At 44.2% G+C, this 12,724-nt stretch carries 9 protein-coding genes and 1 other annotated feature; of the genes, 7 read left to right on the forward strand and 2 right to left on the reverse strand.

All coding sequences use genetic code 11. The features are described from left to right. Nucleotides 1-695: 695 nt before the first annotated feature. The 5 genes from V6C11_RS05670 (at nucleotide 696) to ligA (ending at nucleotide 7,179) form a co-directional block, all read left to right on the forward strand. Nucleotides 696-932: a hypothetical protein gene (locus V6C11_RS05670; protein WP_333530129.1), complete on the forward strand. Its 237-nt coding sequence runs from the start codon at nucleotides 696-698 to the stop codon at nucleotides 930-932. Next, the gene (locus V6C11_RS05675) at nucleotides 898-1,506 is read left to right on the forward strand and encodes a UbiD family decarboxylase (RefSeq protein WP_333530130.1); all 609 of its coding nucleotides are present in this window, start codon (nucleotides 898-900) and stop codon (nucleotides 1,504-1,506) included. Before V6C11_RS05670 ends, V6C11_RS05675 begins: the two co-directional genes overlap by 35 nt. Nucleotides 1,507-1,768: 262 nt before the next feature. Next, nucleotides 1,769-3,946 (forward strand): DNA helicase PcrA, encoded by a 2,178-nt coding sequence (pcrA, locus tag V6C11_RS05680; RefSeq protein ID WP_333530132.1) that lies wholly within the window; start codon nucleotides 1,769-1,771, stop codon nucleotides 3,944-3,946. Between the two features lie 29 nt (nucleotides 3,947-3,975). Next, the gene (locus tag V6C11_RS05685; protein WP_333530134.1) at nucleotides 3,976-4,854 is read left to right on the forward strand and encodes a lipid II flippase Amj family protein; all 879 of its coding nucleotides are present in this window, start codon (nucleotides 3,976-3,978) and stop codon (nucleotides 4,852-4,854) included. Between the two features lie 126 nt (nucleotides 4,855-4,980). Continuing rightward, nucleotides 4,981-7,179, forward strand: a complete 2,199-nt coding sequence (gene ligA / locus V6C11_RS05690; protein ID WP_333530135.1) for an NAD-dependent DNA ligase LigA — start codon at nucleotides 4,981-4,983, stop codon at nucleotides 7,177-7,179. An 88-nt stretch (nucleotides 7,180-7,267) separates the two neighbouring features. Here the strand turns inward: ligA and V6C11_RS05695 are convergent, their stop codons facing one another. Beyond that, nucleotides 7,268-7,930 carry an MCP four helix bundle domain-containing protein gene (locus V6C11_RS05695; RefSeq protein ID WP_333530136.1) on the reverse strand — a complete coding sequence of 221 codons (663 nt, stop codon included), beginning with the start codon at nucleotides 7,928-7,930 and terminating at the stop codon, nucleotides 7,268-7,270. A gap of 380 nt (nucleotides 7,931-8,310) precedes the next feature. Next, entirely contained in the window at nucleotides 8,311-9,294 is a 984-nt protein-coding gene (locus V6C11_RS05700; RefSeq protein WP_333530137.1) for an ABC transporter substrate-binding protein, read from the reverse strand. A gap of 277 nt (nucleotides 9,295-9,571) precedes the next feature. Further along, nucleotides 9,572-9,821 (reverse strand) — a binding site (T-box leader). 221 nt (nucleotides 9,822-10,042) lie between these two features. Here V6C11_RS05700 and V6C11_RS05705 point away from each other — a divergent pair. Beyond that, complete coding sequence (locus V6C11_RS05705) at nucleotides 10,043-11,203, forward strand: outer membrane protein assembly factor BamB family protein (RefSeq protein ID WP_333530278.1); 1,161 nt, start codon at nucleotides 10,043-10,045, stop codon at nucleotides 11,201-11,203. A gap of 5 nt (nucleotides 11,204-11,208) precedes the next feature. Continuing rightward, the gene (locus V6C11_RS05710) at nucleotides 11,209-12,588 is read left to right on the forward strand and encodes an S-layer homology domain-containing protein (RefSeq protein WP_333530138.1); all 1,380 of its coding nucleotides are present in this window, start codon (nucleotides 11,209-11,211) and stop codon (nucleotides 12,586-12,588) included. Nucleotides 12,589-12,724 lie beyond the last annotated feature (136 nt).

Raw genomic sequence — 12,724 nt, forward strand, 5'->3', positions numbered from 1 at the left:
AATATTTTCAGGAACACGAAAAAGAACAAAACAGTACGCAGTTTTTAAACATTAAAAAAACTCTGGAATGCCCTATTTGCAAGGCTTCCCGGAGTTTTTCTTTGGTTTAAGTGTCAAATATAGGATTGTCAAGAAATCCTATTAATTCTCTGTTAAATATCTCTCAAAATACCGTTTCAACGGTTGACCCATAATAAACCCGTGCAAAAAGTCCAAGGGAGCAGGGTCAAGGGTTATTTCCCGACACTTAATTACTAGACAAAAAGAAGATGGTTTGGTTTTGAAAATCTATCGTTTTATTGCGACATTATTTGCACTTATATGAATAAGAGGAATCTAATCGCAATGTATAGAAATATTAAATTTGTTCTGGCTAACTCATTAAGATGGGTTAATTTACAGTAAGAGAACGAGTGTAAGAAGTATTCGTTTCGGTTAAAGTACCGTTATCTGCTCTTGTGCCATAGCGGGTTGACCAATCGTAGGAATATCAACCCCTAAATTATTTTTTAATACCTAGATACAGAAGGTAACTTTGGTTTCAAAAAAATTGTTTTTTACCAGAAAAGATTCTCCCTGCTGAGGGGGTCTGAAATATAATTAGGTTTGAAAGATAATCGTAAAGTTTAATTGTTTAGGTGTTTTCGCAAGATAAATATGATGTTCAGTGTTGAAAACGTAGGTGGTGGTGGGTCATGAGAAAAATTACCATGGATAGATTAATTAACAAGGACAAAAAAGCCAAAACATTACAGTTGCAACTTGCTTCTTTAGCCAGTTTGTCAAAGGATAAACGGATCGACCGAAAAAAAAGGCAGCCCGAAGAACTTGATTTGTTGGCTATGGCCATTACAAAAAAATACGAAAAATACTTGAAAGAAGGGATATTGATCAAGGATGGTAGAAATTGGACATTCAATTTTCGAAAATAATATAAAAGAAATCCAAGAAAAAATCACTTTTATTCAAGACCAACCCATGGAGTCCTTTCAAAAGAATATAAAAGTTATCAGTTACCTAACTTTCTTGCTTGAGAAGTTAAATATTCGTCCTATCATCGTTGGCGGGCATGCGGTAGAAATATATACAATGGGTCACTATACGACTGTTGACGTAGACTTAGTTCTAAATGGACGAGAATTGGCGGCAAAGGTTTTTGAAATGGTAGGTTTCAAAAAGGCACCGGGCTACCGACATTGGTATCACGAAGAATTAGGACTCCCTTTGGAGATACCGGATGATGTTTTAGCTGGAAACATGGATCGGATTCTTCAGGTTACGGTGGAGGATGATTTTCATGTTTATGTTATCGGCATAGAGGATCTTATTCTTGATCGAGTTAGGGCTGCAGTATATTGGAAATCCTCCGCAGATCAGGAGTGGGCATTACTATTAATGAAATCCCAGTTTGAAGAAATAGATTTCGACTACCTTGAGAGCGAGGCTGGCAAAGAGCCAGATATTAATATCATTAAATTAGTTAAGAAATTAAAGAAAGAGGTCTAAATGTTTGAGACGCCTCTGTGAGGAAAAAATATTTTAAGCTAAGACCAATGCCGAAGGCATGGTCCTGGTCAAGCGGTTGGGCGCATTTTAAAAAGCGGAAGGCGAATGGCTAAAGCAGCACCACTGCACAGGTGGTGCTATTTTTTGGTTTAATCGAAAAAATAGTGTGACGGTAACAGCAGGTAATCGATACTTTCTTTCGAATAACAATGTTGATATAATGTACAGTGTTTTCTTTTAATATTACCATTTGGAGGATAAGATGGATATTTTGGCAAATCTTAATGCCGCCCAGGCAGAGGCGGTTCAACATACGGAAGGGCCACTTTTGGTGTTGGCCGGTGCTGGCTCGGGAAAAACCAGGGTGCTGACAAACCGGATTGCTCAGATTTTGAGCCAGGGGGTACGTCCCTACAATATCCTGGCCATTACCTTTACCAATAAGGCGGCCAATGAAATGAGAAACAGGGTGGAAAATTTGGTGCCCCAGGCGGCCAAAGATCTTTGGGTTACCACTTTCCATAGTGCCTGTCTGCGTATTCTGCGCAGGGAGATTGATGTACTGGGCTATGGTTCGAACTTTTCTATTTATGATGATGCGGACCAACAAACCGTGGTCAAAGAATGCCTGAGGGAATTAGATATTGATGAAAAACGCTTTCAACCCAGGGCTATGCTGGCGGCCATCTCCGGCGCGAAAAATAAACTGCAAACCCCGGAACAGTTTGATCGCCAGGCCCTTGAATACTTTGAACAGGTGGCGGCCAGGGTTTATCGCCTGTATCAGGAACGGTTATTTAAAAACAATGCACTGGATTTTGACGATTTAATCATGCTTACGGTGCGCTTGTTCAAAGAACACCCGGATGTTTTGGCTTATTACCAAAATAGATTTAAGTATATTCTGGTGGATGAGTACCAGGATACCAACCACACCCAGTATGTATTGGTCAACTTACTGGCAGAAAGCCACCGCAATATTTGTGTAGTGGGGGACCCCAACCAGTCCATTTATAAATGGCGGGGGGCGGATATTAACAATATCCTTGACTTTGAACATGGTTACCCAGAGGCCAAGGTGGTCAAGCTGGAGCAGAATTACCGCTCCACCGGCAACATTTTGCAGGCGGCCAATGCTCTGATTAAAAACAACCTGGAAGCGAAGGAAATGAAACTCTGGACCGCCCAGGAGGCAGGAACTCTGCTGCATATTTTCCGGGCCGAGAACGAACGGTTTGAAGCCATGTATATTGCCGACCGGGTCAAAGACCTGCATTTTTCCCACAACCGTAAATACCGGGACATGGTCATTCTTTACCGAACCCATGCCCAATCCCGGGTTTTTGAAGAAGTTTTCCTACGCCAGGGAATTCCCTATAGCATCTTTGGCGGCCTAAAGTTCTATGATCGTAAGGAAATTAAGGACCTGCTGTCCTATCTCAGGGTAATTGTCAACCCAGTGGACAGCCAAAGCCTGCTGCGCATTATCAATGTACCAAAGCGGGGGGTGGGAGCTGCTTCCCTGGAAAAAATAAACAATTTTGCTGCTTCCCGGGATCTCACGGTCCTCATGTCTTTGGCCCTGGTGGATGATATTGCCGGGATACCAGCTAAGGCCCGCAAGCAATGCCGGGAACTGACTGACACCATCGCCAGTCTTAGAAAACAGGCGGAATTCCTTTCGGTAACAGAAATTACCGAAGAGGTTCTCAACCGAACTGGTTACAAGGCCGAACTGGAACTGGAAAATACCGTGGAAGCCAGAACCAGGCTGGAGAACTTGCAGGAATTCCTTACGGTAACCAAGGAATTCGACAAACAACAGGGAGAAGAAGCCGGGGGCCTGGCAGATTTCCTAGCCACCATTTCTTTGGTCACGGATTTAGACCGGCATGACCCGGCAAGTGACCAGATTACCCTAATGACCCTGCACAGTGCCAAGGGCTTGGAGTATCCGGTGGTCTTTTTGACTGGCATGGAGGAAGGGGTGTTCCCCCACAGCCGAACCCTTTACGACGAAGGGGAATTGGAAGAAGAACGCCGCTTAGCCTATGTGGGTATTACCCGGGCTGAAGAGGAGCTTTATATTACCCACTGCTGGGAAAGAACCCTGTTTGGCAGAACCAACATGAATGCCAAATCCCGGTTTTTAGAAGAAATCCCAGCGGAACTGACCGTTGGCCAAACGCCGGTGAAAAAATCCCTAGGAATTTCCGGTCAGCCAATCAAGCCAGGACTAGCCAATAAAACCAGTACAGCGGCAACCCCTACCACCCCTATGGACTTTAAGTTAGGGGACAAGGTACGTCATGCCAAGTGGGGGGACGGGGTTATCGTCAAGGTAAAGGGAGACGGCGGCAACGCCGAACTGACGGTGGCCTTCCCGGAACTGGGTCTGAAAACCCTGATTGCCCAGTTTGCACCACTAGAAAAGATCTAATCTGGAAACAATAATGGCGGAGGAAGAATATGGATCGCTTAATTGCCGTGGTGGTTTTAACCGCCATCATCCATTTAATTAATACCTTGATTTATGCAGTGCGACCAGCCGGGGTTATTACCAAACGGCTGGCCACTGCTTATTCCCTATTTAATGTCATCTTTTTAATTGCTCAGACCGCCAACATGCTGCAGGCACCGTTGCTTTCATCGATTATTGAGCATGCCATCGCCCGTGGGAACGAGGCTGCCGGTGCCGGGGCTAATTTGCTGGAAAACGCGATCTATCAACAGGAATTAGGGATTTTAAATATACAAATCCGTACGGTAATTTTGGGGGCAACCCTGGGTACACTGCTTGGTGCCGTCTTTATCCCCGCCTTTGTGACTGTCTTTACCCGCGGCATTGATCTCTTTGATCAGGTAAAATCGGTGCCTAAAATGATTGGTTTGGTGTTATTTTCACCCAAAAAAGCGGCCAAAATGATCCGGGCAACCATCAAGATACCCGGCAGACAGTACTTTCGTCGGGCCATACGGGAAAAATTGACCATCCCCAGAAAGTTTTTGGTCTTGAACATAATCGTAACGGGTGTCTATACAACGTCCGTACTTTCTTCACTCTATGCCGGGGCCTTATTTCCGGAATTCCGTGCCACGGCAACACTTCTTTCAGGCATTGTCAATGGTATCGCTACCATTTTATTTGCCACCGTGGTGGACCCCACGGCAGCAGGCATTACCGACCAGGCTTTGCGGGAAGAGCGGCCAGAGCAAGATGTGCAGCAAATGTCCTTTTATCTGGCGGTAACACGTTTGTTGGGAACCCTCTTAGCACAGTTGTTTTTTGTCCCGGCTGCCTATGTGATTAAATACGTGGCAGAGATTATCGCTTTTAATTTTAGATAGGGGTGAGGGTGTGGCAGAGCGAAACCATCAAATTAGGGGGAAACGAGCTCTTTAATCATGACTTAAGTACGCTTATTTATGCAGAAGCCGTTGGTTTTAAGTAAAGAAGCAGGAGGAGCTATTTTTATGGATATCGTTGATCGCATTAAAGAGCTGAGGGAGAAGATTGAGTACCATAATAAAAAATATTACGAAGAAGATACACCGGAAATAGGCGATTATGAATATGATTTGATGCTTCGGGAATTAAAGGACCTTGAACAACAATACCCAGAATTAGCAACTCCGGAATCACCCACCAAGAAAGTAGGAGGGAAAGCGAAAAGGGGAGCCAAAAAAATTGCCCACGACGTTCCGATGCTTTCATTGGATGATCGGTTTTCAAGGGAAGAAGTAGCGGAATTTATTGCAAAGATACAAAATGAGGTCAAAGACCCAGTATTTATTGTAGAATACAAAATCGACGGACTCGCCGTGGCGTTACGATATCGGGACGGAAAATTTTTGGAAGGTATGACGCGTGGCGATGGCGTAAGCTATGGGGAAGATATTACCGAAAACCTTAAGATGATCGATAGTGTGCCGCTCAGAATGCATGAAAAACTTCCATATCTCGAGGTACGTGGGGAAGTTTACATGAATAACGAAGTTTTTGAGGCAGTCAATGAGAGACAGGAAGAGATAGGGGCTAAAATCTTTGCCAATCCTAGAAATTGTGCGGCAGGCACGATGAGGCAATTAGACCCGAATGTAGTGGCAGAAAGAGATTTATCGATTCTCGTCTTTAATCTTCAGGCGGTTCAGGGGAAAGAATTTACTTCTCACGCGGAGACCCTTGACTGGTTGACCGCCCAAGGTTTCCCAGTACCCAAATATTTTAAGTGTACGAAGGAAGAAGAAGTTTGGGATGCTATTACCTTAATTGGAGAAACCCGTGGTGATCTGCCATTCGGAATTGATGGTGCGGTAGTAAAATTGGATAACCTAGCCGATCGTGAAAAACTGGGAGCTAGTTCAAAGGTGCCGAGATGGGCCATTGCATACAAGTACCCGCCGGAAGAAAAAGCGACGAAGGTGTTGCATATTGAGGTAAACGTTGGCCGGACCGGTAGATTAACACCCTTAGCCATATTGGAACCTGTTCGATTAGCGGGTACCACCGTCTCTCGTGCGTCACTGCATAATCAGGATCAAATTGATCGACTGGATATACGTATTGGAGACACGGTAATCGTACGTAAAGCTGCGGAAATCATTCCGGAGATTGTTCGGGTAATTAAAGATCAACGGCCCGAAGGTACGGTTCCTTTTCAAATTCCCGATCGATGTCCTGTCTGCGGCGCTCCTGCTTTTCGGGGTGACAACGTAGCTGATATCCGTTGCAGCGGAATTAACTGCCCGGCGCAGCTTGCACGACTCATTATACACTTTGCATCCAGGGGGGCAATGGATATAGAGGGCCTAGGTCCGGCAGCGGTTCATTCACTCATGGAGAAGGGATATTTAAAGGATATTGCGGATATATATTATCTCAAAAACCATCGGGAAGAATTTGTTGCGAATGGGATTACTCCGCGACCCCGTAAAAAGGTAGCTTCGGATGCGCGGCCCCAAAAGCAAAAGGAGAATCCGTATCAATCTAGCACCGATAATCTGCTTACGGCGATCGAACTTTCAAAGGATCAAAACCTGGAACGTCTTATAAATGGTTTTGGCATACCCAATATTGGTAAGCACACAGGGCGTATTTTAGAGGAAAACTTTCCTGACCTAGATGCTATTGCAAAGATTCGTTATGATAAGTATAAACAGTTGAAGGATAAAGAGAAGCAATTAAGGAAAGAGCGCAATAAAATTGAAAAGACGCTGAAGACTTCTGCCAGCCCAGAGGATTTAGAACGGCTTAATGAAGTGAATAAGCAACTACGTGAGGTTGAGAAAGAACGAAAGGCAAACGGAGACATCAAAGGGATTGGAGAAGTAGGTATAAAAGCAATTTCTGACTTTTTTTCTGAGCCTCAAACCAAAGCGATACTTGAACGTCTTGAAAAAGCCGGTGTTAATTTGAAATCAAGATCTTCAAGTAACGTAATGGATAATCGGCTGGAGGGTGCAACCTTTGTTCTTACAGGGACTTTGCCGACAATGAGTAGGGAAGAAGCGACAAGGTTAATTGAAGAACATGGAGGACGTGTTGTTGCAAGTTTATCCGGTAAGACAACCTATCTTCTTGCAGGTGAAAATCCGGGTGGGAAATTAGCAAAGGCGCAAAGTCTAAATGTAGAGGTTATTACGGAAGATAAATTAATGGCAATGTTAGTTTGATTGTATATAGAAACAATAAAAATCAGCCACCCAAGTCTTGGCATCAATCCAAATTATGATCAGTTGGGGTCAAAGGCTTATGAATTTTTCATTCCTTTCTACGCATTAAGTTAATCAATTCCCGAAATTCATTTGACGATGTCCATAGTACAATGATTACGATAAGAAGGATGGTAACTAGGTTTGAAAAAAGTATTAATAGGATTGTATATTCAAATAGATTAAAAGAACTCTGAGAAGCTCTTTGCGATTTCTTGTTATTATATATAATAATCTTATTAATGGTATCATTCGCTTCATACCAAATAGGGTAAGCCACTTTTATTTGTCTATTGGTAATATCATACTTTTTCTCTTTGCCAGCCTCAATGATTGTAGGTAATTTATCAAGGTATTCATGCCAGTTTTTTTCAAAGTATGCATATAAATCAGCCTCTTCCGAATTAGAAATATAGTGTTCTTCATAAATTTCAAGTTTTTCTTGTATTTCCTTTAATAAGGGTTTTAGTTCTTCGTTTTCAATCCTAGACATTTCCTGTGGGTTGTTTTCTAGGGTTAGTCTTAATACGATACTGGGAATATCTGAAACTGCACCATTAATCCACCCCATAAGCTGCAGATTGGGGACCCAAGTTTGTGCGATCTCTTTAGCATTCGAATGCATATTTAATAAATTTTTAATTGTAAATGTAGTAGAGGCTACGATAATTAAAATGATTAATAAAAAAGCCATGAAATACTTCTTACTCATGCCGGACTCCATTTCCCTTGTTTGTTATTTTGCTATGCTATTAAATAATATAACATGTTCGGAAATTTACTTAAACAAAAAACATTTTCTGTAAGGCTATGTCCTGTGTGGGTGGGGGAAAGGCTCTGGCAGTGTCAGCAAGAAAACCGGCTAGGTGGCAGTGGGAGAAAACCCCGGTTCTAAGTATGATAAGGCTGTGCCGTTGGGAGTGCCTGTTTTGAACGAACAGACGTTTGTTGAATTGCTGGGGAATAGCTGCGGGCTGATGGCCTTGGGTCATGGGTTAAGCCCTTAGCCATCAGCCCGCAGCTATGTCATGCTGAGCGTTCGCAAAAAATCCGAGTATATGCTACCTAATGAAAGTACGTGCAAAGATAAATTTACTCAATCACTTTCTTTGCCTTCGCCTTCACTGATTCTGGTATGGTGACTCCCATTCTTGCCGCTGCCTCTAGGTTCAGCACCAGATCGGTGCCGCTCTGGCTTTGGATAGCCATATCCTGGGGTTTTTCACCACTTAATATCCTTAGAGCCATTTCACCGGTGGTGCGGCCTAGCTGGTAGTAGTCGATGCCAATGGTAGCCAGGGCACCGTTTTCAACGGAACTTACTTCACCCGTGATAACAGGTATTTTGTTATCTTCCGCTACCTTTAGTACAGCGGCTATGGAGGAAATAACCATGTTGTCGGTGGGCAGATAGATGGCATCCACCTGATTCGTTAAGGACTGGGCGGCTTGCATTACTTCACTGCTGGCATTTACTGTGACCTTTTTTAATTGCAAACCCAATTCAGGGGCAGCCTGGTCGGCCACATCAACTTGGATCTGGGAATTAATTTCACTGGCGTTATAGATAATCCCTACTTTTTTTGCATTGGGTACAATTTCTTGAATCAGCTTTAACTGATCTTTTACTGGGTTCATGTCTGTGGTGCCGGTTACGTTCGTGTCCGGCTTCTCCGCGCTTTTAACCAGTTTGGCACTTATTGGATCGGTAACCGCTGTGATTAAAATGGGAATGTCACTGCTTTCATTGGCCATCATCATGGCAGAGGGGGTAGCAATGGCCAGCACAAGATCGCTGCGCTCCTGGACAAACTTGCGGGCAATGGTCTGTAGGTTTCCTTGATCACCCTGGGCATTTTGATAATCAACCGTAAGTTTTTCACCCTCTGCGTAACCCTGCTCCTTAAGCAGGTCTAAAAATCCTTGTCTGGTTGCATCTAAGGAGGGATGTTCGACGATTTGGATAATCCCGAGTTTTACCTTGTCGGTTTCTTGGGCTTTATTAGTTTCATTGCCACAGCCGGTCAAGCCTAAAGCAATCAATAACATGACGGATAATAATAATAGCTTTTTCATTTTTTTACCTCCAAGAATTTTGTTAGAATTTCCATGCACAAAAGCAACTAAGGTTGTTTTCATTTTGTGCTTTAAGGGCTTGGTGCCAGTGTCGTTTTCTTTAGAATCAGGAAGCAGGAAAGTTTCGAAAACAACGCCCCCTTTCAGACAAATAAAAAACTCCCCGTCCCCTAAAGGGACGAAGAGTTACTCCGCGGTACCACCCAAATTGGCTAATAGCCCAGCTCATAGGTACAGGAAAATAAACCCATCCCGGTAATAAAAAAGCACTTCATCCCCAAGGGACGAAATGCTTGATTTCGCGGTACCACCCTAATTGCAAAAGCCGCTTTACCGATACGGGACTTACAGTCCAATACCTTTTCCCTTTTAACGGCAGGAATCCCCGGCCACACCTAATTCATCCGTTCAGTGCGGCAACTCCGGAGGGAACTTCAATCAACCATACCTTGAAGAAGCTTCCAGTCTCGACTTCTTCTCCCTGGAAGGCTGGACTCTGATCTACTTTTCTCCATCATTGTCGATGATGTATCTTGTTAATCAATAAACTAACATAACTTATTTTGTTCGTCAATAGCATTTTTATCCACCAAGTGATAGCGGTTAGTTGTTTGGCCATGGCAGGACTTTTTTCCGTTGTTTTGCTTTAGGGGGTTATTGGCCCAGGAGGAAAATAATTGCTATGGAGGAAGGAGATAACTAGCTTGTTCAAGAAATGAAAGGAATGGGGGTTGATGCTGTGACGCTAATGAAACGGGCATTGTTTCTAACTTTGATGCTTTTTTTATTTGTTAATAATGCCGAGGCTGCGGGTAGATTTTATCCCTATGGGGAAGTGAAATGGACGGTGGAGAAGGCCGGGAAGTTATCGGCGGATGTTACCATTACGGATAATGGTCTCCTTTATACTCCGGTGGGCAATAAAATCATATGCTATGACTGGAACCGTGGCACCAAGCTTTGGGAAAGAAAGATGGATGTGGGAGGAAAAATTACAGAACCACTTTTGATACAAAACCAAACGATTTATGTTACTGGAACGGATGGTATTCAGCAAATGAGGCCCAATGGGAATGTTACCTGGCTTTACCGCCTGCTGCCCAAAGCGAAGGGAACAAAAAGCAGTGGGGTGGTGGCCAAAGGGCCCAATGATCTAATATTTCTGGGGCTGGCCGATGGTCTCTATGCCCTGGAACCGCTGAAAAATTATCAGTGGCGTTATTCCGATGATAAAAATATGGTGGCAGCACTGGGTGATGATCGGGCGGTTTATCTTTGTCTGGGGGATCAACAAGGAAGTTTTACCCTACAGGCCATTGATCAGCGGGGTGAAAAACGTTGGCAAAGGAGTCTGGGGGGTATCAAGGATATTAAAATGCAGTTGGGGTCCGATGACACCCTTTATGCCGTAACGAATCCGGAGAAGTTAGAGCGAAATTCAGTGGCCAAAGTAAGATGTTATGACAAGGTGAATGGTGAGGAGCTTTGGTCCTACGCCGTTAGGTCAGAAAGCCTTACAGATATTAGCTTGGCCGGGGATGATTTACTGTTCTTTTGTGGTAATGGCAAACTTTATTGCCTGAACAACAATGGGACATTGCAATGGGATCTACCGCTGCTTAATGTTTCCTCGGGTGCTGCTGTGGATGCAGCGAAGAAACGTATTTATGTAGGCAGTACCGATGGAAGAATTTTTTGTGTTGGCTTTGCCGGTCGTGTGCTATGGGAAAAAGAGATCGACAAAACCACTGGCCAAACCCTGGCCAAGGGTGGCGGTGTCATGATTGATACTGGCAAGGATGAAAAGGATACCATTACCAAAGCACCCATCCTGTTGCCTGATGGCAGTATCTTTGTTTACACAGATAAAGGAAAGATGTATCGATTTGTTGATACCTTTGGGGGGTAAGGACGATGAAAAATTTTTTCAAGAATATAGCTGCCCTATTGCTATTGACATGGTGTCTTCTTCAGCCCACGGCGGTTTGGGCACAGGGGGGTCAGGCTGCTGCTGTTGATTTAAAGGATATCCAACAGCACTGGGCCAAGCCGGCCATTGAAAAAATAACAGCCATAGGGCTGATGTCCGGCTTCGAGGATAGCACCTTTCGTCCTAATCAGCCGATCAGTTATCTTGAGGCCATCACCAGCAGCTTGGACGGTGCCGGCTATGCAGCCCAGGTTAAAAAAATGAAACGGCCTAAAAATAGTCCGGCCAGTGCCTATCCGGTGCCAGCCCAGCAAAATTATGTTGATTTTGCCGTACAGCAAAATTTTCTCCCTGCTGCCATGTTAAATAATTTACGGTACGATGAACCCATCAGCCGGGGAGAATTGGCTTTTTTGCTGGCCAAGGTGTTGTACCTTGAGGTACCCGAAAAAACGATTGGCTTTACAGATCATGCCAATATACCAAAGGAATATATGCCTGCGGTGCAGGCCCTGAGTCAGCTAAAAATTATGTCCGGCTACCCGGACGGAACCTTTCGCATTAAAGATCAGGTGACCCGGGGTGAGTTGGCAGCCATTCTCAGTAAGTTTTATGAACAGGGCTGGCTTTACCTGGATGCCAAAAGAAAGGCCAGCGGTTGGATTGCTGATGTTACGGAGGATAAGAATGGGTTAGTTGTCCAGCTTAACTCCCTTAAAGGTACGCAAAAAATCTCGGTTAATGCCAACTGCAAAGTCTATTGGCAGGGACACCCGATACAATTAAAGGATTGTATCAATTATCGGCTGGAGGGTATTTTGGATAACAAAAGAAAGCTGGCCTATGTGGAACTGATTGACCGAAGGAATTTCTCCCCGGTACAAAGGGAAGTATATGGCAGTTATCTGCGGCAAGCGGCAGGGGAACCGCTGCTTCTCACGGTGAAGGATTTATTGAATGAAGAAGTAGATTTTCCTGTGGCCTGGGATGCAGAAATCAGTGATGAAAAATCTAAAAGCAAAACCAGCAAAGACCTGCTGACAAAACTTAAGCCCGGTCAATTCTTAAAGCTGGGTCTTACCTCCGGCGGTACGGTAAAGTCCTTAACCATCTTGGAGGTAAAGAATATCAGCGGTGAAATTGACCGTATCAACCGGGCACTGTATCTGGTGAAAAAGAAAAGTGGCAGCAGCAAAAAATATGTACCAGATCACTTTTACAGTTGGGATGCCGGGCGCATCGTTGACAAAGAGGGAGAGGATGCCGGAGATCCCGATGAAAAGGACAAGGTGAAAATCCTTTATATCGGCGAACCTTTCTATGAAAGGGTGCTGGAGATTCAGGTACTGGAGCGGGTGGATTAACTAAAAGATACAAAGAACGGCGGAAGCATAGTGGGTAGAGGCGGCGAATATTGCACCAACGGGGGATAACGATAGCACCTGGCAATTCTAGAGTGGTATCCTTCCTAAGTGAAAAACTACTCGTTGGCTAATAGCT

The organism is Desulfotomaculum sp. 1211_IL3151 (assembly GCF_036763075.1).
Classification (GTDB): domain Bacteria; phylum Bacillota; class Desulfotomaculia; order Desulfotomaculales; family Desulfotomaculaceae; genus Desulfotomaculum.

What these genes read in the sequence shown, in the direction of transcription:
- V6C11_RS05670 (WP_333530129.1), top strand. Translation starts at nt 696, where the DNA reads ATGAGAAAAATTACCATGGATAGATTAATTAACAAGGACAAAAAAGCC.
- V6C11_RS05675 (WP_333530130.1), top strand. Translation starts at nt 898, where the DNA reads ATGGTAGAAATTGGACATTCAATTTTCGAAAATAATATAAAAGAAATC.
- pcrA (WP_333530132.1), top strand. Translation starts at nt 1,769, where the DNA reads ATGGATATTTTGGCAAATCTTAATGCCGCCCAGGCAGAGGCGGTTCAA.
- V6C11_RS05685 (WP_333530134.1), top strand. Translation starts at nt 3,976, where the DNA reads ATGGATCGCTTAATTGCCGTGGTGGTTTTAACCGCCATCATCCATTTA.
- ligA (WP_333530135.1), top strand. Translation starts at nt 4,981, where the DNA reads ATGGATATCGTTGATCGCATTAAAGAGCTGAGGGAGAAGATTGAGTAC.
- V6C11_RS05695 (WP_333530136.1), bottom strand. Translation starts at nt 7,930, where the DNA reads ATGAGTAAGAAGTATTTCATGGCTTTTTTATTAATCATTTTAATTATC.
- V6C11_RS05700 (WP_333530137.1), bottom strand. Translation starts at nt 9,294, where the DNA reads ATGAAAAAGCTATTATTATTATCCGTCATGTTATTGATTGCTTTAGGC.
- V6C11_RS05705 (WP_333530278.1), top strand. Translation starts at nt 10,043, where the DNA reads ATGAAACGGGCATTGTTTCTAACTTTGATGCTTTTTTTATTTGTTAAT.
- V6C11_RS05710 (WP_333530138.1), top strand. Translation starts at nt 11,209, where the DNA reads ATGAAAAATTTTTTCAAGAATATAGCTGCCCTATTGCTATTGACATGG.